General features: G+C 43.0%; 15 protein-coding genes. 12 read left to right on the top strand and 3 right to left on the bottom strand.

Translation table 11 applies throughout. The features are described from left to right. Positions 1-50 precede the first annotated feature (50 nt). The 7 genes from NLZ44_RS04975 to ilvA all read left to right on the top strand — a co-directional run bounded on the left by NLZ44_RS04975 (position 51) and on the right by ilvA (position 9,092). The gene (locus NLZ44_RS04975; protein WP_493752040.1) at positions 51-1,793 is read left to right on the top strand and encodes a ShlB/FhaC/HecB family hemolysin secretion/activation protein; all 1,743 of its coding nucleotides are present in this window, start codon (positions 51-53) and stop codon (positions 1,791-1,793) included. A 77-nt stretch (positions 1,794-1,870) separates the two neighbouring features. Next, positions 1,871-2,101 (top strand): hypothetical protein, encoded by a 231-nt coding sequence (locus NLZ44_RS04970; RefSeq protein WP_493752039.1) that lies wholly within the window; start codon positions 1,871-1,873, stop codon positions 2,099-2,101. Positions 2,102-2,478: 377 nt separating this feature from the next. Next, entirely contained in the window at positions 2,479-3,345 is an 867-nt protein-coding gene (gene bchL, locus NLZ44_RS04965; protein ID WP_006616040.1) for a ferredoxin:protochlorophyllide reductase (ATP-dependent) iron-sulfur ATP-binding protein, read from the top strand. 35 nt (positions 3,346-3,380) lie between these two features. Next, complete coding sequence (locus tag NLZ44_RS04960; protein ID WP_493752038.1) at positions 3,381-4,958, top strand: DUF5331 domain-containing protein; 1,578 nt, start codon at positions 3,381-3,383, stop codon at positions 4,956-4,958. A gap of 177 nt (positions 4,959-5,135) precedes the next feature. Next, a complete protein-coding gene (locus tag NLZ44_RS04955; RefSeq protein WP_493752037.1) occupies positions 5,136-6,539 on the top strand; it encodes a ferredoxin:protochlorophyllide reductase (ATP-dependent) subunit N in 1,404 nt (467 codons plus the stop codon). 95 nt (positions 6,540-6,634) lie between these two features. Further along, positions 6,635-7,543: a polysaccharide pyruvyl transferase family protein gene (locus tag NLZ44_RS04950; RefSeq protein WP_493752036.1), complete on the top strand. Its 909-nt coding sequence runs from the start codon at positions 6,635-6,637 to the stop codon at positions 7,541-7,543. A 37-nt stretch (positions 7,544-7,580) separates the two neighbouring features. Then, positions 7,581-9,092: a threonine ammonia-lyase, biosynthetic gene (gene ilvA, locus NLZ44_RS04945; protein WP_493752035.1), complete on the top strand. Its 1,512-nt coding sequence runs from the start codon at positions 7,581-7,583 to the stop codon at positions 9,090-9,092. A gap of 20 nt (positions 9,093-9,112) precedes the next feature. On the opposite strand, the gene NLZ44_RS04940 is transcribed toward ilvA, so the two are convergent. Beyond that, complete coding sequence (locus tag NLZ44_RS04940) at positions 9,113-13,204, bottom strand: PAS domain-containing protein (protein ID WP_493752034.1); 4,092 nt, start codon at positions 13,202-13,204, stop codon at positions 9,113-9,115. A 1,292-nt stretch (positions 13,205-14,496) separates the two neighbouring features. On the opposite strand from NLZ44_RS04940, the gene trpS reads away from it, so the two are divergent. Both trpS and NLZ44_RS04930 read left to right on the top strand, forming a co-directional pair. Beyond that, positions 14,497-15,507, top strand: coding sequence for a tryptophan--tRNA ligase (gene trpS, locus NLZ44_RS04935; protein WP_493752033.1), 1,011 nt, complete (start codon positions 14,497-14,499; stop codon positions 15,505-15,507). A 44-nt stretch (positions 15,508-15,551) separates the two neighbouring features. Beyond that, positions 15,552-16,442, top strand: a complete 891-nt coding sequence (locus NLZ44_RS04930) for a methylenetetrahydrofolate reductase (RefSeq protein ID WP_493752032.1) — start codon at positions 15,552-15,554, stop codon at positions 16,440-16,442. Between the two features lie 368 nt (positions 16,443-16,810). Here NLZ44_RS04930 and NLZ44_RS04925 read toward each other — a convergent pair whose 3' ends face one another. Beyond that, the gene (locus NLZ44_RS04925) at positions 16,811-16,969 is read right to left on the bottom strand and encodes a hypothetical protein (protein WP_493752031.1); all 159 of its coding nucleotides are present in this window, start codon (positions 16,967-16,969) and stop codon (positions 16,811-16,813) included. Between the two features lie 321 nt (positions 16,970-17,290). On the opposite strand from NLZ44_RS04925, the gene NLZ44_RS04920 reads away from it, so the two are divergent. Both NLZ44_RS04920 and NLZ44_RS04915 read left to right on the top strand, forming a co-directional pair. Then, on the top strand, positions 17,291-19,192 hold the full coding sequence (locus NLZ44_RS04920; protein WP_493752030.1) for a SpoIIE family protein phosphatase: 1,902 nt from the start codon (positions 17,291-17,293) through the stop codon (positions 19,190-19,192). A 41-nt stretch (positions 19,193-19,233) separates the two neighbouring features. Next, on the top strand, positions 19,234-19,749 hold the full coding sequence (locus NLZ44_RS04915; RefSeq protein WP_493752029.1) for a methylmalonic aciduria and homocystinuria type D protein: 516 nt from the start codon (positions 19,234-19,236) through the stop codon (positions 19,747-19,749). Here NLZ44_RS04915 and NLZ44_RS04910 read toward each other — a convergent pair. Continuing rightward, positions 19,697-20,119: a hypothetical protein gene (locus tag NLZ44_RS04910; RefSeq protein ID WP_493752028.1), complete on the bottom strand. Its 423-nt coding sequence runs from the start codon at positions 20,117-20,119 to the stop codon at positions 19,697-19,699. The two genes, NLZ44_RS04915 and NLZ44_RS04910, sit on opposite strands and share 53 nt — an antisense overlap. 130 nt (positions 20,120-20,249) lie before the next feature. On the opposite strand from NLZ44_RS04910, the gene NLZ44_RS04905 reads away from it, so the two are divergent. Beyond that, entirely contained in the window at positions 20,250-20,879 is a 630-nt protein-coding gene (locus NLZ44_RS04905; protein WP_493752027.1) for a M23 family metallopeptidase, read from the top strand. Positions 20,880-20,958: the final 79 nt, after the last annotated feature.

The following is a 20,958-nucleotide window of genomic DNA, read 5'->3' as shown; positions in this document are numbered from 1 at the left end:
CCCCCCCCATAACCCCTATGAGTTTACATATTCGATTGATAGGTTGTCAAATGACTACCGTTGGGTTGATTCTGTTTTCCCCCCCTGTTTCAGCCCAGGCTTTATTTTCCCCTAACTGTAATTCCGCAGACTGTTTAGGACTTTCTCAAAGTTTCCCCCTACCACCCCAAAGCGACCCTAACCGCGATCGCTTTTTACAACCCCTCCCGTCACCCCCCCAAAGACCACCCAACGGGGAACCGGAAATAGAAACACCACCCCCCTCCTCCCCGCCAATTCCCGGTGATGATACTCCCTTCCCCATTAGTCAAATTCAAATAATTGGCAGTAGTATTCTATCGACTGAGGAGATTAATGCGATCGCCTCTACCGTATCAAACCAGACCATCACCCTCAACCAACTGCAAAATATAGCCGATCAGATTACAGAAATCTATCTGAGACGGGGTTATATGACTTCCCGGGCTGTGGTTCCCCAACAGACTATCACAGATGGGGTCGTGGAAATTCTGGTCATAGAGGGAAGTTTAGAAAAAATCGAGGTCGAAGGAACCCGCCGCCTTAATCCTAACTACATTATCAGTCGGGTGAATTTGGGCGCACAAACTCCCCTAAATACCCTACAACTGGAAAATCAACTGCGACTATTGCGACTTAATCCCCTATTTGACTCTGTAGAGGCTAGTCTGCGTCCAGGAGGTGACGAGGGACAGAGTATTTTAGTGGTCCGAGTCACAGAAGCTAATCCCATACAGCTTAGTTTTAGCTTAGATAACTATTCCCCCCCCAGTATTGGTAGCCAACGTTTGGGGGTTAATTTTAGTCACCTGAACCTCACGGGAAGGGGTGATTTCCTCTTGGTTTCCTATCAAACTACTCGCCTAATTACTGGGGGGGAGTCGGATATCTTCGATTTTATCTACTCTATCCCGGTTAATGCCATGAATGGTACGATTCAACTGCGGATTCCTCCTTATCGCAATCGGGTGATTACCGAAGAGTTTGCAGACCTCAATATTCAGGGAAACTCTCAAGTTTACGAAATTAGCTATCGTCAGCCTTTGGTGAGGACTCCCTGGGAGGAGTTCGCTTTATCTGCGGGGTTGAGTTATCAGGAAAGTCAAACTTTGGTGGATAATCAGGGGTTGCGCTTTGGCTTTGGTCCAGATGATGATGGTGTGACCCGTCTGGTGGTTCTCAAGTTGGGACAAGACTATATCCGACGCGATCGCCTAGGAGTTTGGGCTTTGCGATCGCAGTTTAGTTTGGGTTTGGGGATATTAAATGCTACTAATACCAAATTTCTGCCCAATAGCGATTTTGTCAGTTGGCTAGGACAGATACAACGGCTACAGCGTATCGGTGACAATCACCTTTTGATTCTTCAGGGAGATCTACAGTTAGCCGCTAACCCCCTATTTCCCTCTCAACAGTTTGTTATCGGTGGCGCGCAGTCTTTGCGTGGCTACCGTCAGAATGTCCGCGCCGGGGATAATGGCTTTCGATTCTCTATTGAGGACAGAATTACCCTTAAACGCGATCGCTTGAATTTACCTACTTTACAGTTAGCACCTTTTCTCGATATGGGCCAGGTTTGGAATCATCCCAACAACCCTAATAGTTTACCCAGTCAGACCTTTTTGGTGGGAGGGGGTCTGGGGTTACTATGGGAACCTATCCCTCATCTGAATATCCGTTTAGATTATGGTTTCCCCCTCATACAACTTCGCGATCGTGGCGACAATCTTCAGGATCATGGCATCTACTTCAATCTAGTTTATACCCTTAACTAGGTAATCCTTACCTATGTCTCCCCCTCTGACCCAACCGAAAAAATTAATAACTTTTTACAAATGCTACCCGCTGATTTATGTCTACCCTCACTCAACCATCATCATTGCGGGGTAATGGTGGGTCAGAAGTCAATTATCCCGTTTCCCCATCATCATTGCCGGGTAATGGTGGGTCAGAAGTCAATTATCCCGTTTCCCCATCATCATTGCCGGGTAATGGTGGGTCAGAAGTCAATTATCCCGTTTTCCCATCATCATTGCCGGGTAATGGTGGGTCAGAAGTCAATTATCCCGGTTTCCCATCATAACTATCCCTATCTGACGCACCCTACTAATTTGTTTATTGTAACTCTTTTTATCTAAAAAATACATAAATTTTGATAAAAGTTTATAAATTAACTTGAGCTTTGATGAGAGACCATCAAAGATTAATATCTAACTGATAGACTGCAATACTCTGTTTTTCGAGCATAAATGAATTTATAGCCCCTTTCCATTTGGGGAAAATTCATCAATAATGGCAATCAAGAGGGACAGCGATGTGATCGGGTGAGACAAAAACCGTACTACCTGAAATAGCGATCGCCACCCCGACAAAACCAAAGATAAAAAACTTGGGATGCTGAGTTAGTCCCAACTACTCAGCCCCATTATTGAAAAACCACGCGCCGCAGGAGAAAAAATCGTGAAACTCGCAGTATATGGGAAAGGTGGAATTGGCAAATCAACAACCAGTTGCAATATTTCCGTGGCCCTAGCCAAACGGGGTAAAAAAGTCCTGCAAATTGGCTGCGATCCCAAACACGACAGCACATTTACCCTCACAGGGTTCTTAATTCCTACCATTATTGATACCTTGCAGGAAAAAGACTATCACTATGAGGATATATGGCCCGAAGATGTCATCTATAAAGGCTATGGCGGCGTTGATTGTGTAGAAGCAGGTGGTCCCCCGGCTGGTGCTGGCTGTGGTGGCTATGTAGTGGGAGAAACCGTTAAACTTCTCAAAGAACTAAATGCCTTTGATGAATACGATGTCATCCTGTTTGATGTTCTTGGGGACGTGGTTTGTGGTGGTTTCGCCGCCCCCCTCAATTATGCTGACTATTGCATGATTGTCACCGACAATGGCTTTGATGCCTTATTTGCGGCTAATCGCATCTCCGCTTCTGTGCGGGAAAAATCTCGGACTCACCCCCTACGGTTAGCCGGTTTGATCGGAAACCGGACTTCTAAGCGGGATCTGATTGATAAATATGTTGAGTCGGTCCCTATGCCAGTTTTGGAGGTATTGCCGCTAATTGAAGATATCCGGGTATCTCGGGTTAAGGGGAAAACCCTGTTTGAGATGGCGGAAACTGACCCATCCCTAAGTTATGTCTGCGATTACTATCTTAATATTGCTGATCAAATCTTGTCTCAGCCGGAGGGTGTAGTTCCCAAAGATGCGCCAGATCGGGAATTGTTCTCTCTTCTGTCTGATTTTTACCTCAATCCAACCAAGCCTTCTGTTCAAACTCAGGAAGATGAGCTAGACCTGATGATGGTTTAATAAGTCTAGCTACTCAGGATAAGGAATAAGAGGTTATGGCTTTCTTCCAGGAGTTTACTACTGCCCTGAAACAAAAATGGTTAGACTACTATCAGGCTAATCGTGAATGGTTGGTTTTACAAATGGACATCAGTTCCATTCCCACCCCGGATGGAGGTAGAAGGCCATCCTCAGCCCTAATCTTGGGGACTATCAACGCCTTGGACCCAGAAGCGGCTCTGTTGATGTTCCCCTTTTCCAAACTTAATCCTGATCCAGAAAAGTTGATTGAGGTTCTGGGTTTACATTTTGACCCAGATCATGAGCTGGTTAGGATTTCTGATTCTTCACCTGATCAGCCTCCGGTTTCTCAAGAACCTGTAAAGGCTGCGCCGGGATACCATCCTCCCCAACCCCTAGATACACTAGAGCCAGAGGAAGAATTAGTTAGCGATGGCTTAGATGATGCTCAGCAAAAATTAGACCTCCTTGATGGTGCTGGAGACGACTTAGCTACCGATGACATGGATTTAGGTCTAGGTGATGATGCTGAGGATGACTTAGCCACCGACGACATGGATTTAGGTCTAGGTGATGATGCTGAGGATGACTTAGCTACCGATGACATGGATTTAGGTCTCGATGATGCTGGAGATGACTTAGCCACCGACGACATGGGTTTAGGTCTAGGTGATGATGCTGAGGATGACTTAGCCACCGACGACATGGGTTTAGGTCTAGGTGATGATGCTGAGGATGACTTAGCCACCGACGACATGGGTTTAGGTCTAGGTGATGATGCTGAGGATGACTTAGCCACCGACGACATGGGTTTAGGTCTCGATGATGCTGGAGATGATCTAGCTACCGATGACATGGATTTAGGTCTCGATGATGCTGGAGATGACTTAGCCACCGACGACATGGGTTTAGGTCTAGGTGATGATGCTGAGGATGACTTAGCCACCGACGACATGGGTTTAGGTCTAGGTGATGATGCTGGAGATGATCTAGCTACCGATGACATGGATTTAGGTCTCGATGATGCTGGAGATGATCTAGCTACCGATGACATGGATTTAGGTCTCGATGATGCTGGAGATGATCTAGCTACCGATGACATGGATTTAGGTCTCGATGATGCTGGAGATGATCTAGCTACCGATGACATGGATTTAGGTCTCGATGATGCTGGAGATGATCTAGCTACCGATGACATGGATTTAGGTCTCGATGATGCTGGAGATGATCTAGCTACCGATGACATGGATTTAGGTCTCGATGATGCTGGAGATGATCTAGCTACGGATGATTTAGATTTAGGGGAAAGTAATCCATTTAAAGATGATTCCTCAGATGATATCGGAGAGCTAGATATGAGCCTGGATGGAGATGATGATTTAGGAGACTTTGGTAGTTCCTCTGATGATGATTTAGATATGGGAGACTTGGATGATGACGACAGCGATTTAGGCGATTTAGGAGACTTAGGAGATTTAGGAGATTTAGAGGACATCAGTTTAGATGAGTTAGGAGAGGTAACGACTGGAGATACAGATAAGTTTGATTTAGATCTGGACAGCCTGACCGAATCAAATGATGATGATGATATCTCAATATCAGACTTTAAATAAGTCAATCATTCCTTAACATCTAACAGGCTGGTGTACTCATTATGATTTTGGAAGTTAGTAGCCAAAGTCAACAGTTGATCATGTCTAAATTTCTGCCAGGTTGTCATCTCATAAATAGCTGGGTGTCAACAGCTTAAAAAATGACACTAAAACTGGCTTAATTATAAGGAGAAATATATGACTGTTGCTCAACCTGAAGCACTTAACTTTGAATGTGAAACTGGTAATTATCACACCTTTTGTCCGATTAGTTGTGTGGCATGGTTGTACCAGAAAATTGAGGATAGTTTCTTTTTAGTAATTGGTACAAAAACCTGCGGCTATTTCTTGCAAAATGCGATGGGGGTGATGATTTTTGCAGAACCTCGTTATGCAATGGCTGAGTTAGAAGAGGGTGATATTTCGGCTCAACTTAATGATTATGATGAATTAAAGCGACTGTGTTTGCAAATTAAACGCGATCGCAATCCTAGTGTAATTGTATGGATTGGAACCTGTACGACTGAAATCATTAAAATGGATTTGGAGGGGTTGGCTCCGAAATTAGAAGGTGAAATTGGGATTCCTATTGTGGTGGCGAGAGCCAATGGTTTAGATTATGCTTTTACCCAGGGAGAAGATACGGTTCTAGCCGCGATGGCTAATCGCTGTCCGAAAGAACCAGAAAAAGATGCGAATACGGCGGCTTCAAGCGATCGCAATGCGATTCAGAAATTACTGAGTTTTGGCAAAAAAAATGAGGATGTGACTAAGGAAGAGTCAGAATATGTAGACCATCCCCCCTTAGTGTTATTTGGTTCTCTCCCCGACCCGGTAGTAACTAATCTCAGTTTGGAGTTGAAAAAACAGGGGATTAAGGTATCTGGATGGCTTCCCGCGAAGCGTTATACGGAACTTCCGGTTTTAGAAGAAGGTTATTATGTATCGGGAGTGAATCCGTTTCTCTCGCGTACCGCAACTACTTTAATGCGTCGTCGTAAGTGTAAATTGATTGGCGCACCGTTCCCCATTGGACCTGATGGAACACGAGCTTGGATTGAAAAAATTTGCTCTGTATTCGGTATTGAACCCCAGGGATTAGATGAACGAGAAGCTCAAATTTGGGCGAATTTAGAGGATTATCTTGAGTTGATCCGGGGTAAGTCGGTGTTCTTTATGGGGGATAATTTGTTAGAAATTTCCCTAGCACGTTTCCTGATTCGCTGTGGGATGACTTGCTCGGAAATTGGCATTCCTTATATGGATAAGCGCTATCAAAAGGCGGAGTTAGACCTACTGGAAAAAACCTGTCAGGAAATGGGGGTTCCGGCTCCGAAAATTATGGAAAAGCCGGATAATTATAATCAGATTCAACGGATTTATGAACTTCAGCCAGATCTGGTAATTACGGGTATGGCTCATGCGAATCCTTTGGAGGCGCGCGGTATTAATACTAAGTGGTCGGTTGAGTTTACTTTTGCTCAAATTCATGGGTTTACTAATGCTCGTGATATTCTGGAGTTGGTGACTCGTCCCCTCCGTCGTAACCATAACCTGAAAGATTTGGGTTGGAGTAATTTGGTTAAGGAAGCTAAGGTCTAATCAATTACTTGTGTGGGAAAGGAGAGCGATCGCTTTTGGTCGCTCTCTTGGCGTGGGATGAGGATTTTTGAGAAATTATCCAGCAGATATGGACTATGAAAACTATTGTTAATTATCATGTGATTGACCCTAAGAATATTGGGGATTTGTTCTCGTCCCCAGTCAATTACTTTGAGTTTCCGGGTTATGAGGTTATTAAGCGAGATATTCGGAATCTGGATAATTCCCCAGCACCAGAAGACGGGGAAAGTTTGTTAAATCATCATGCGATCGTTGGTGGTGGTGGGTTAATGTTTGACCGCTTTTTGCACAATTTCCAACGTTTACAAGCTGGTAAAAATGGTAATAGTTTGATTTTATGGGGAGCCGGACAGCAGGTTTATAAAATTAAAAATTCTGGTGATAATTCCTCATCTTATCATGGTAGTGATTTTGACTATAAGCCTTATTTAAAAGATTTTAATCTCATGGGAATTAGAGACTATAACCAAGGCTATGATTGGGTTCCCTGTGTGAGCTGCATGGATAAAGTTTTTGATAAGGACTACTCGATACAACATGATTTTGTAGTATTTTCGCACAAAAAGTTTCAAATTAAAATTGATTCATTTCCTCGGATGACTAATGAAGATAAGAACTTTGAGGAAATTATTAGTTTTTTGGCTTCAGGGGAAACTATTTTAACCAGTTCTTTCCACGGAGCCTATTGGGGAACACTGCTAGGACGTAAGGTTTTAGCATTCCCATTTACCAGTAAATTTTTGACCCTAAAACACCCAGTTGCTATGTATCCAGGGATTCATTGGAAGCAACCAAAACGGGAGATTCAAATCTTGGGAAAAACTCTATATCAGCGATTTGATGAAAGTAAATTTTTGTGCGGTACGGATAATTGGCGATCGCATCTTAAAAACTGCCAATCTTATCCGGAAAGTTTGCCAGAATGTCGCGATCGCAATAATTGGTTTTATCAGCAAGTCATGAATCACCTAAGTACAGTATAATCTAAATTCATGCAATTTTGCCCTTTTGCCCAAAGTTATGCACTCCGACTACCTAAAACGAATCCTCACCGCCCGGGTCTACGATGTCGCCCAGGAAACCCCCCTAGAATTAGCGCCAAGACTATCAGAAAGGTTAAATAATCAAGTCCTCCTCAAGCGAGAAGATATGCAGTCTGTGTTCTCATTTAAACTGCGGGGAGCCTATAATAAAATAGCCCAATTAACCCCGGAAAGCCTCGCCCAGGGAGTAATAGCCGCCTCAGCGGGAAATCACGCCCAGGGGGTAGCTTTGGGAGCCAGTCGCCTAGGAAGTAGAGCAATTATTGTTATGCCAACTACTACCCCAGATGTGAAAGTACAAGCGGTTAAAGCTAGAGGCGGGGAGGTAGTTTTATATGGAGAAACCTTTGATGATGCCTATGCTTACGCGCGCCAATTAGAAGTCGAAAAAAACTTAACTTTTATTCATCCCTTTGATGATCCAGATGTGATTGCTGGACAGGGAACTATTGGTATGGAAATTTTAAGGCAATATCAAAAGCCTATTGATGCTATTTTTGTGGCTATAGGAGGCGGCGGTTTGATTTCTGGTATTGCGGCTTATGTGAAACGACTGCGACCAGAAATTAAAATTATTGGGGTGGAACCTGTTGATGCTGATGCTATGTCTCAATCTTTGAAAGCTGGACATAGGGTGAAATTATCGGAGGTGGGATTATTTGCTGATGGGGTGGCGGTGCGACAGGTGGGAGAGGAAACTTTTCGCCTCTGTCAAAGTTATGTAGACGATATTATTTTAGTGGGAACTGATGATATTTGTGCGGCGATTAAGGATGTGTTTGAGGATACTAGATCAATTTTAGAACCGGCTGGTGCATTAGCGATCGCTGGCATGAAAGCCTATGTCGAACGGGAACATATGCACAATCGTACATTAATTGCTGTAGCCTGTGGCGCAAATATGAACTTTGACCGCCTACAATTTGTGGCAGAAAGAGCCGAATTGGGAGAACGGCGCGAGGCGATTTTTGCCGTCACAATTCCTGAAAAACCGGGAAGTTTACGCAAGTTTTGTAACTGCTTAGGAAAACGTAATCTCACTGAATTTAACTATCGCATTGCGGACGAAAAAGAAGCCCATATTTTTGTCGGTGTTCAAATTAAAGACCGGGAAGATGCCCAAAAGTTAACGGAAACCTTTGCAGAACATGATTTAATCGCCATGGATTTAACAGATGATGAATTAACTAAAATGCACTTGCGCCACATGGTAGGCGGTCGTTCTCCTCTGGCTCATGATGAGTTATTATATCGTTTCGAGTTTCCCGAACGTCCAGGCGCATTAATGAAGTTTGTCGAGTCTATGAGTCACACTTGGAATATTAGTTTATTCCACTATCGCAACAATGGTTCAGACTACGGCCGTATTGTGGTCGGAATGCAAGTCCCCCCCCAGGAAATGCAGAAATGGCAAGAGTTTTTAGACACCCTCGGATATCGCTATTGGGATGAAAATCAAAATCCTGCCTATAAGCTATTTTTGGGTTAAGGATAATTGATAATTGTCCATTAACCATTGTCTCTGATTAACTGTTCGGGAATTTCGGCAAATTTAGCAACAGTTTTAGGAATGTTATCCCAATCAAAATCCTGAAGTTGCTGTTTGAGGGTTTCCACATAATCGAGTAAAACTGTAGATTGATGTTCCTGTGCTAACATCTCTAAATTTTGAAGAAATTGCTTAATTTCTCGGGAAACTAAAGTTTCTTGTAAATGGGGTAAAGTCACTTCTACTTCCTGACGCAATTTAGCGGCTAATTCTGTTAATCTCACGGGTTTTAAGGAGACTTTCTCTGAGGGCTGTTCATCTATTTTGTCGGTTAATTCAGCATGATTTAGGAACTTCTTGAGTTCAGCCACAATCTGTGATTTGGTCACTGGCTTTGATAAAAAACCATCGCACAATTGCCGCAAATCTTGTTCATTACGATGTTGGGGAGATGCGGTTAATAGGACAATGGGAATATGGCTAGTTAGTTCGTTGTGTTTGAGAAATTGGGTGGCTTCTCGTCCATCCATACGAGGCATCCGTAAGTCCATAAAAATAATATCTGGCTGATAAATTTGGGCTAACCTAATGGCTTCTTCTCCATCTTTGGCGCTGATAATTTTATGATATGTATTGGCGAAATATTCGGCTAGTAAATCCCGATTAGAACGGACATCATCAGCGACTAAAATAGTAGCAGTTTCAAATTGTTGTAAATTCTCATCAAGGGCTATTAGAGGCGATAATATTGTGGTTTCTGTGGCTATTTTGACATCGGGGAAATCAAAGGTAAATGCGCTTCCCTGGTTGATTTGGCTTTCCAGATGAATTGAACCACCTAGGAGATGGACTAACCTTTCTGTAATGGTTAAGCCTAAACCTGTCCCTCCGTATTTGCGGTTACTTTGACCTTGACTTTGGGTAAATGAGTCAAAAATCTTCTGTTGGTCTTCGGGAGAAATACCAATACCTGTATCAGTAATGGCAATTTTGAGGTTAATAGAATTATGGGGATGATTGGGTTTTGATTGTGAACAAGATGCTGTGATTTTCACTGAACCAAATTCGGTGAATTTGATGGAATTTCCGACAATATTAAATAGAATTTGTCGCAGCCTGACTTCATCCATGATAATACTGTAGGGTATTTGGGGGTCTACATAAACTTCTAGGTTTAGGTTTTTTTCGCTGGCTTTTTGTTCAAAAATATGCTCGATTTCATTAATGATGGTGCGGATATTAACGGGTTCATAGTGTAATTGTAATTTACCTGCTTCGATTTTTGATAGGTCTAAAATGTCATTGATTAATGCTAATAAAGTGCGACCACTAGAGGCGATCGCTTTAATATAAGAACTAGCTTGAGGGTCGGTAATTGTTGATTGCAATAAATCAGCAAAGCCTAAAACTGCATTCATTGGTGTCCGAATTTCATGGCTCATATTAGCTAAAAATTCGCTTTTCGCACGGTTGGCGGCTTTGGCTTCCTGAGTCATCTTTTTAAGTGTAATATTTTTATAAGTTAATTCTTGGCGTTGCTCTTTTTCTTGGGAAAGTAGTTGTGCGTGAGCGATCGCAATTCCTAATTGGCGTGCTACGGCTTCTATTAGTTCGATTTCATCAACAGTCCAGACTCGCTTATGGTCGCATTGATGCAGGCTAATAATACCATTAGGTTGACCATGATAGAAAGTGGCGATCGCTAACATGGATTTCAGATTGTCTGACTCCTTAAAATATTCCTTGGTCTGCAACAAAGGAGAGGTTAAATGAATTTCTGATAGCTTAATTAAGCAATCACTTTTATGGGATGAAATCGCCCTCTCTTGATCCACTAGGTATTCAATATAAGCGTCATTATCAAAGCTGACAGAATCATTTAAACTACCTAGTAAATGACATTTATGCTGAGAATATTTAGCTACCAATTTTCCATGAGCAAAAGGATGTTTTTGGTAAGTATGAATCAGACAACAGTTGACTTTAAAGGCTTTGCCAATTTCTGCGACGGCGGTTGTAAAAATTTCTTTAACATCTAAACTCTGGCGAATTTTTTCGGTGATTTTCTGCATAATTAGGGTTTTTCGTAGTTGATTATGCAGAGTATGTTCAATGGTTTTACGATGGGTAATATCTTCCGCAATACCAGTATATCGATAAATATTGCCCTGGCTGTCTCGCACCGGAAAAGCACGAGACTCAATCCAACGAATTGACCCATCTGGTCTGACAATTCGGTAAGTTTCATCAAAAGGAATACCTTGACTAATTTGCTTATTTAAAGCCTCAGCCATCCCGTCACGGTCTTCTGGGTGAACAGACATTAACCAGGAACTAGGATTTTTATATAAACCATCTCGACTTTGTTGCCAAATTGCCTCATAGGCTGGAGACACATAAATCATTTCTCCGGTAGCGCTATTAATAAAGAAGACTTGATGGATATTTTCTGCTAACTGACGAAACTTTTGTTCACTCTCTTTTAAAGCCAGTTCGGTTTTTTTGCGATCGCTAATATCTGTGTGAGTTCCAATGACCCGCAGCGGTTTTCCGTCGGGACTGCGATACATCACCCGACCCCGATCAAGAATCCATTTATAATTACCATCTTTGCACTTAATACGATGTTCACTAATATATTGCTCGGTTTCACCATTTAGGTGCTTATTTAATAGCTCTAAAACTTGCGGTTTATCATCAGAATGCACTCTGGTTTCCCACTCCTCAAGATTATCGCTAATTTCCTCCTCCCCAAAACCGAGAATTTGTTTCCAACGTCGAGAGAAATAAACCTTATTAGTTGCAGCATTCCAATCCCAAACGCCATCCCCATTTCCCTCTAAAGCAAATTGCCAACGTTGTTCACTTTCTTGTAAGGCAATTTCGGCTTTTTTGCGGTCGGTAATATCCCTAGCTGCTGCATAAATGCGATCGCCTACAGGAGTCGATCGCCACTCTATCCAACGATAAGAACCATCTTTAGCCTGATAGCGATTGACAAAATTAAGCACGGAATTGTGTTGGGATAAATCCGATATTGTATCTAGGGTAGGTTGAACATCATCAGGATGCACCAATTCTATAAAAAACCGACCCTCTAACTCTTCTAGCGGATACCCTAAGCTGATTTCCCACTGTTGATTTAATCGCAAAAATCGTCCTTGTAAATCAGCAATACAAAGCAAATCCAGAGCAATAGAAAAAAATCTATCTAATTCTTCGGTTTTCTGGTGTAAAGCCAGTTCGGTATTTTTGCGCTCCGTTATGTCAAAAATAGCGCCATCAAGACCGATTAAGTTTCCCTGTTCATCAAACTTACCCCTCCCCTTTTCATAAACCCAATGAATACTACCATCTCGATGAATAACTCGGTATTCTACAATAAATGATTCCTGTGCATCTAAAGCCTGTATAATCTTGGCTGTGACAGTTTTTTGGTCATCAGGATGAATTATGTTATTATAGGAGATAACCCGATTTTTGATGACTTCATCAGGTCGATAACCGCAAATATCTTCAATGGCATTGCTGATAAATTTCATCGTCCAAAACTCGTCACAAGCACAGCGATAAATAGCACCGGGAAGATTAGCAACTAAAGCACGAAATGAGACTTCCGAATATTGAGTATTGAGTGTATTGGGGTTGAAAGTTTGTGCTTTTGCTACCAAGTTGGCTTGTTGAATAGCGATCGCCAAATGTACAGATATCATATTCAGCAGATCTATTTCCTCTGGTAGCCAGTTCCGGCTATGGCTACATTGATCAATAATCAAATATCCCCAAATATCCCCACTAACCCAAATAGGGACTCTCAAACTAGCCCGCACTTGCAGCCGAGCCATAAATTCTATATAATCATCTCCTAGATGGGTCTGATAAATATCAGCGATCGCCATTACTTCGTCGATAAATTCCTGAGATTTCCAGAAGATTTTGGCGATATCTGGCTGACTGATTACAGTGCGAATATCACTAAAAGATGCTGCCCTTATGTGGACACTACCATCAGCTTGTAAGGGACAAATCAAAGCGCGATCGCTTTGCAACAACTCAGATAATTCCGTGACTACCGTATCAAAAATCGTGTTTAAATTAGCGAACTTAACCATCTGGTTAGCTATTTTGAAAAGCAAGTTTTCCCTAGGAGTCGCCGTAGTAAGTTCCCGTGAGTGTGCTAAAATCTGTGCATTGTGCGAGACGTTTAGGAGTCAAATAAGGCTGCAATGCCTGAAATAACCTCCTAGTGGGACTTTCACCCCTTGGTGAAATATAAGGGACTCGTACCCTGACCATCCCATAACTGTTTATATGTCCCAACGTTTGGTATAGAAATATACAAAACAAGGCAGGGAACTCAAGGTCAAAACGCCCAACTGGAAATATTAATGATTCCTTAACAATTGCGTTGAGAGTAACGGCGATAGCCACCCCCAGTTTTGGGAATCATAACCCCAGGATTGAAGCGGGGAACGGAAGGCGTGAAGTAGAACCTACTACCAAATGCGACCACTGCCAACCATCCATGATTAGGGAAACCGAATGTCCGGCTTGAACCATCGTAATGATTTAGCAGCGAAACAGGTTGATACGCTGCGTTCAAAAGAGCAAGGGGAAAAGTAGGGTAATCATGACATCACCTACACAGACTTTTAAAAGTACCCCGGTGGAGAGGACAAATCTAAAGATGGAATGCCCGTATAAACGGAACGTTTAAACCCCTTTTAGGCTCTCAAGTGGCAGGATGTACCTGCGGAGTAGTGAAAGTGTAAGCGTATACCTTTAAGGGGAAAGGATGTGACTGAAAGCCAATGCCTAACTGTAATGGTTAGGATATGCCCACTAGTCACGGTGTGGATATAGAGACTGCGACAATTAGGAGTGTTTACGACGAAAGCGAGTTTAAACACTACGATGTTGTATTTAGCTCCAAAAGTTGAAATCACAAAAGCAGGGAGTCGTTACCCTGTTCCCGATGTCAAAAGGGGTATCCACATCAGGAGCCGTGTGATGTGAAAGTATCAAGCACGGTTTTGAATTGGAGTTGGGGAAGGCGACTTCCCTTTCGACCATAACCATTTGATTGATCCCCTGTCTGAATCATCTTAGGACAAATTAACTAGGAAAATTAACAGTGTAGAGTTATATTCCCGCCCCCGTCTCAAATACTGTTGACTGAATCACTAAAAATTATCAACGCCTATGATTCCATTTTGCCAGATTTGCTAACCAAATATCTACTCCTGTAAATAAACCATGGTAAAATCTCCGCCTAGTGGGTTTAACCTGGTCTATGGGGACTATGGGAACAGGACCAAAATTCTGGTACAATTGCTGATCCAGTTCAAAACCCGGCTTTGTATTGTTTAAAATAGAGTTTTAAGTTAAGTTCACAGCAGCAATCATGGATAAGCAGCGAATTCTCTCAGGAGTACAACCAACGGGAAACCTACACCTAGGTAACTATCTGGGCGCGATCCGCAACTGGGTGGAGGGTCAGAAACAGTATGATAACTTTTTCTGTGTGGTAGACCTACACGCGATCACGGTTCCCCACAACCCCGCGACTCTGGCGGCGGATACCTACACGATCGCAGCCCTTTATTTAGCCTGTGGTATCGACCCAGAAGATTCAACTATTTTTGTACAGTCCCATATTTCCGCCCACAGTGAGTTAACCTGGCTTCTCAACTGTCTGACCCCCATTAACTGGCTGCAAGATATGATCCAGTTTAAGGAAAAGGCGGTTAAACAGGGGGAAAATGTCAGTACGGGTTTATTGGATTATCCGGTATTGATGGCGGCGGACATTTTGCTTTATGATGCCGATCGCGTTCCGGTTGGGGAAGACCAAAAACAACATTTGGAACTGACACGGGATATTGCTGGCAGATTTAACCATTTATTCGGTCAACCCGATCAGGAAATTCTCAAAATTCCCGAACCTCTCATTCGCACAGAAGGCGCACGGGTGATGAGTTTAACCGACGGGACTAGGAAAATGTCTAAGTCTGACCCCTCGGAGTTAAGCCGGATTAATTTGTTAGACCCCCCAGATGCGATCGTTAAGAAAATTAAACGCTGCAAAACTGACTCGGTGCGAGGGTTAGCTTTTGATGTTCCAGACCGCCCCGAATGTCATAATCTGCTGAGTCTATATGGTTTGCTCTCTAACCAAACTAAAGCACAAGTGGCCGCTGAATGTGCAGATATGGGGTGGGGACAGTTTAAACCCCTGCTGACGGAAACGGCGATCGCCGCCCTCAAGCCTATTCAGGAACGCTACAAGGAAGTTATGAGCGATCGTGGTTATTTAGAGTCCATATTGCGTACAGGTCGCCAACAAGCCGAGGCTGTAGCCAATCAAACTTTAAGCCGCGTTAAAGATGCCCTAGGTTATTCCAAACCTTTGTAATCTCCCTGAATTTACCTTTAATTTTTACATCTAAAACCGCCATAATGAACCGATTTAGGACTGCTTGTTTGAACCCCAAAGAATTTGTGATCACCGCCGAAGTAGCACCCCCAAAAGGCGGCGATCCCACTCACATGATCGAGATGGCGCGGGGTCTAAAAAATCGCGTCCATGGGGTTAATATTACTGATGGCAGTCGGGCTGTTTTAGGGATGAGTTCCCTAGCTTCCTGCGTGATTCTCCAACATCATGGCATTGAACCGATTTTACAAGTGGCTTGTCGCGATCGCAACCGGATTGGTTTACAAGCCGACCTACTGGGAGCGCACGCCCTAGGAATTAGGAATATTCTCGCCCTCACAGGTGATCCAGTCAAAGCCGGAGATCATGTTAATGCTAAACCAGTTTTTGATTTTGAATCCGTGCGCCTATTACAAGCTATTAATAAGCTAAATAATGGCATGGATTGGAATGATAAAAAGCTGCCTCATGGTCCGACAGACCTATTTCCCGGAGCCGCCGTCGACCCCCAATCTCCCAGTTTTTCCGGGTTACAAAGTCGTTTTTATCGCAAATTAAAAGCCGGGGCTTGTTTCTTTCAAAGTCAATTAATCACGGATTTTGAAAGTCTCTATAAATTCATGAATCAAGTCGCTTCTGATACGGATAAACCGATTTTGGCGGGAATTTTCCTCCTGAAATCCGCGAAAAATGCCCTTTTTATTAACAAATATGTTCCCGGTGTTAACATCCCCGACCACATTATCCACCGTTTAGAAAAATCATCACATCCCCTGGAAGAAGGCATTAAAATTGCGGCGGAACAAGTACAAATTGCACGTCAAATTTGCCGAGGTGTTCACCTTATGGCGGTTAAACGAGAGGACCTCATCCCGAAAATATTAGATGCAGCCAATATCCCCCCATTACCATAATAGCGGAGGGTAGAACCATCGAGTTTTTGATCTGATGGGATACAGCCTACTCCAGAAGAAGCCGCCGCGCGTCTACACCCCTTTCCCCCTGGGCGAGGGGCTTCAGAATGTACTTGATGGCTAGAGAAGGGGCTGTTCCTAACTTACAGCTTGTTCACCAGTCGCTTAATACATTGCCCTCACCCTAAATCTGGATCCCAGAGAGAGAGAAGGACTTTGAGAGGTGATCAGATGATTTCTGAACAGGCTGTATTCAGAGAAAAATAGAGGAGCGATCGCATAATTAAAATGCTATGAAATCCCCAAAGTTCTGTATAATCACCACATTTTTCGCCTATACAAACCACTAACTAGACTGTCGGAGATAGTTATGTCAGAGGAGAAAAAAGAAGTTTTACCTGGATTTTTTGAGGCTCATAACATCCCCAAAAACGGCGTTTATCCATGGAAAAAAAGAGGAGCGATCGCATAATTAAAAAGCCATCAAATCCCCAAAATTCTGGATTAAAAGCACTTTTTTCGTCCATAGCAACCACTAACTCGACTGTCGGAGATAGCTATGTCATAATAGAGGAGCGATCGCTTAATTTTTCCTGTTCAATAATATATAAGTTTACTGATATAAGTTGACAGTATCTGTATATCAGCTTAAAATGAGAGGGACAGGTGCGATTAGTTGACCCTAGAAATAGGGGTGCGATACTGTAAATGCTTAGTAGGCTTTTTAACCTGTTGGCTGAATATAAGGAATGCACTCATAACCCACCCTATTATTGTTGGTATTTTCCTAATTTTTTTATCTAGTATGGTTTGATATTTCATCAACACTAAAAACTCCCCATCAAGTCATGATGATTCCCTCGTTGATGCAGAAAAGTCTCCGGTGGCGTTTAATTATATTAATCGCTATTAGTATTATCTTCCCCATGTTCAGCACCTTATTATTAGCTGCTTATGAAGCCGGGCGGATTTTACATGAGCAAGCCAAAGCCGATTTACAAAAGGCAAATACCGGACTGGCTAATAATGTGAATCAATGGGATAAAAATGTGGTCGAAATTATCCAAAATATTAGTCAGCAACCGGGAATTTTGACCATGGATGAAGAAGTGCAACAAGGGATTTTAGCAGCGACTAGCCGTGTATACGAGGATATTTATTTAATCAACACCATTGACTTAAACGGCATGAATATAGCCCGATCTGATGGAGGGGAATTAACAGATTATAGCGATCGCAGTTATTTTAAACAAGCCCTCCTCCGACAAACCATCGCCAGGGAAATTGTCATAGGGCGAACCTCCGGTAAACCTGCCGTTGTCTTTGCTTCTCCAATTGTTAACGATAACCTCCCAGAAATCCTAGGAGTAGTCGCTCTGGCGATTAAACTAAGAGATGTTACCGAGAAAGTTAAAGCTGTCAGTGTGGGTAACACAGGTTTTGCTTTTGTGGTAGATGAACGAGGGAAAGTCTTGGCTCATCCTAATATGGAAACCGCTAATAATCTCCAGGATTTTAGTGATTATCCTCCCGTTAAAGCTCTACTTCAGGGTGAGTCAGGTTTTCTGACCTTTGAAGATGAAAACCAAATTAGATGGTTAGCCCATAGGATTTTGCTGTCTAATAATTGGGCGGTAATTGTCCAACAACAGGAGAAGGAAATTTTAGAGCCAGCTTACGGTTTTTGGACCATGGCTTTATGGTTAGCTTTCGCCATCTTAACCAGCGTGATTATCATCACTTGGAAAATTGCCAATCATATTATTAATCCCCTCCGAAAACTCAGCGAAGCTGTTGCCAAAACTGGTGAAGGTGATTTGAATCAAGTTGTCCTGACTAACCGAGTAGATGAAGTTGGCATTTTGGCGCAAGAATTCAATCAAATGGCAAAGCAACTCAAGGATTTATTCAATACATTAGAACAAAAAGTAGCGCTCCGAACTGAGAAATTATCCGAAGCCAATCAAGAGATTATTAACTTAAATCAGAAGCTATCCGATGAAAACCTAAGAATGTCGGCGGAACTGGTGATTATGGAAAAAATCCAAAAAATGGTTCTCCCAACCACAGAAGAACTGGCAGCTATTGAGAGTCTTGATATTGCCGCTTATATGCAGCCTGCCGCCGAAGTAGGGGGAGACTATTATGATGTTTTAAAGAATCAATCTGGGATTGCTTTTTTCATTGGTGATGTCACCGGACACGGCTTAGAAAGTGGTTTGTTAATGGTAATGACACAAGTGGCAGTCAGGACTTTAGTGAATCTGGGTTCAATTTGTCCGCCCGAATTGTTAAACCGCTTAAATCAGACAATTTTTCAAAATATTGAACGGATTAAATGTGACAAAAATCTAACTTTTGCCATAGTGATTTATCAGGAAAACCAGCTAATCATTAGTGGACAGCATGAAGAAGTAATTATCTGCCGAAACCAAGGAATAATTGAACGGATAGATACGATTGATTTAGGCTTACCGATTGGACTGACCGATGATATTAGTAGCTTTTTAAGCTATACTGTAATCAATGTGGACAAGGGAGATACAGTCATCCTGTATACTGATGGTATCACGGAGGCGATGAACCCCCAAAACGAACTTTATGGGATAGAGCGTTTATGTGCCATTATTAGCCCCAATTGGCAACAGGGGGCGGAAGAGATGAAAAATGCTATTTTAGAAGATTTACAGGAGTTTATCGGCGAACAAAATATTTTTGATGATATTACGTTAGTTATATTCAAATGCTGATGAATACTTAAAAACTGACTCAGAATTCCCCCCAAATTACCATGAGCGACAATATAACCGAGGTGCGATCGCCTGATATTTCCATCCATCCCCCCACCGCTTTTGTAGCCGCTAATTTAAGGCGGATTCTACCAGATTGGCACTCTGATGATATTTGGATAGTGATTTTTTTACAGCGATCGCAGTTCCCCTTAACCACAACTAATGATATCATTGAGCAGGAGAAAAACCGATTATGCGATCGCTTTTTAGAATTCGCCCAACCCGTAGCCCAACAACTCAATTCCCAGGGATGGATGACCGATATCATCTACCCTCCCAGCGGTTATCCGTTGCTGTCCCAACCCGGAGAAATCCACCATAGTGATGCTTTAACTGTCGCCACATCCTTAAACCTTCCTCTGCAAAAGGGACCCTGTACCATCGTAATTCATCCCCAATGGGGAACCGCCGTTTATCCCAGTGTGTTGATATCCTCTGCGCGGCCAGATGAAATCAACAAAGCTATCGATTTTGCTGGCTATCGCGTCGCCCCAACTCATAAACCCCACAGGTAACCGCGGCAATCACTCCCACACTGATAGACCAAGAAGGTCCCAACCCCAATTCAACTCCCCAATTCAATAATCCCCCCACCATTAGAAACGGTACAACGCTGAAGATAGAAGCAAAAAAAATATTTCCCGACTCCCTCCTAGTGCGCGTGTCCTCAAATTGTTGTTCTGACCCATAAAAGGGACGTTCAACCCAATCTAGCCACCCCGTGAGTTTTTCCATGAGTAATTCACTGAGGGGGGAAAACCCCAAACCTAATGCCAGCGACCATAACGCCGTCCCAGCCATAGCCGTTGTATTCAACGGGAACCAACCCAGAAATATCGATATAACAGGGGTTTCCATCGCCAATGAAAAATAATCAGTTAACATTATGTTCTGTTTATGCCTAATGGTGGCAGAATATCAAATGTGTGCTATACGGCAATTGATTTAAATATAACCCTTGTGGGTGCATCCGGTAATTCATTAATAGATTTTGGTGATTGAGGAATCAATAATCATGGCAAAACTCAACCCCCTGCAAGTTTTCAAGCGTCCGACCCTTCTGAAACGAATGCTATGGGTTCTGGTCGGTTTCGTGTGTCTGACTCTAATTCCTTGGGGGGGACAACAGTTAGATATAGGTGCAACTAGGGCGGAAGCATCGCAAGTGGCTGTAGGAGTCGATTGGGGTAATGCTTCTTTTCCCGTGGAAAATTTCCAGGAGTATACATCACCTTTTGGCTATCGTGGTGGTGGGTTTCACTATGGTTTAGACCTAGCCGCACCTATGGGGAGTTATATCCGCAATTGGTGGAGTGGACAGGTAGTCGAACTCTGGGAGGATAATCGCTGCGGCACGGGAATTATTATCCAGTCAGGACAGTGGGAACATATCTATTGCCACGTTCAGGGTCATGTTCAAAGTAATGCTAATGGTACTTACTTTATTGACCGTGGCGGCGGTCTGGAACTTCGTAAAGGTCAAATTGTGCCGGCCGGGACTAGAATTGCGCGGGTTGGGATGACCGGGAGAACTACCGGACCTCACTTGCACTGGGGACTCAAGTATAGTAATCGGTGGGTTGATCCGGCCCGTGTTCTGATTGCTATGTATAATGAACAAAACCAGCGTTTGTCTCAACGTTGAACAAGTCGCTGGCTAGGTGTTGTGGGGCGTAGAGTACGGTTTGTACTGTGCGCCTGGTTGTTTTGTTTTTTGTGGTCTT

Source organism: Arthrospira sp. PCC 9901, assembly GCF_059013425.1.
This window is presented reverse-complemented; position numbering and strand designations above follow the sequence as displayed.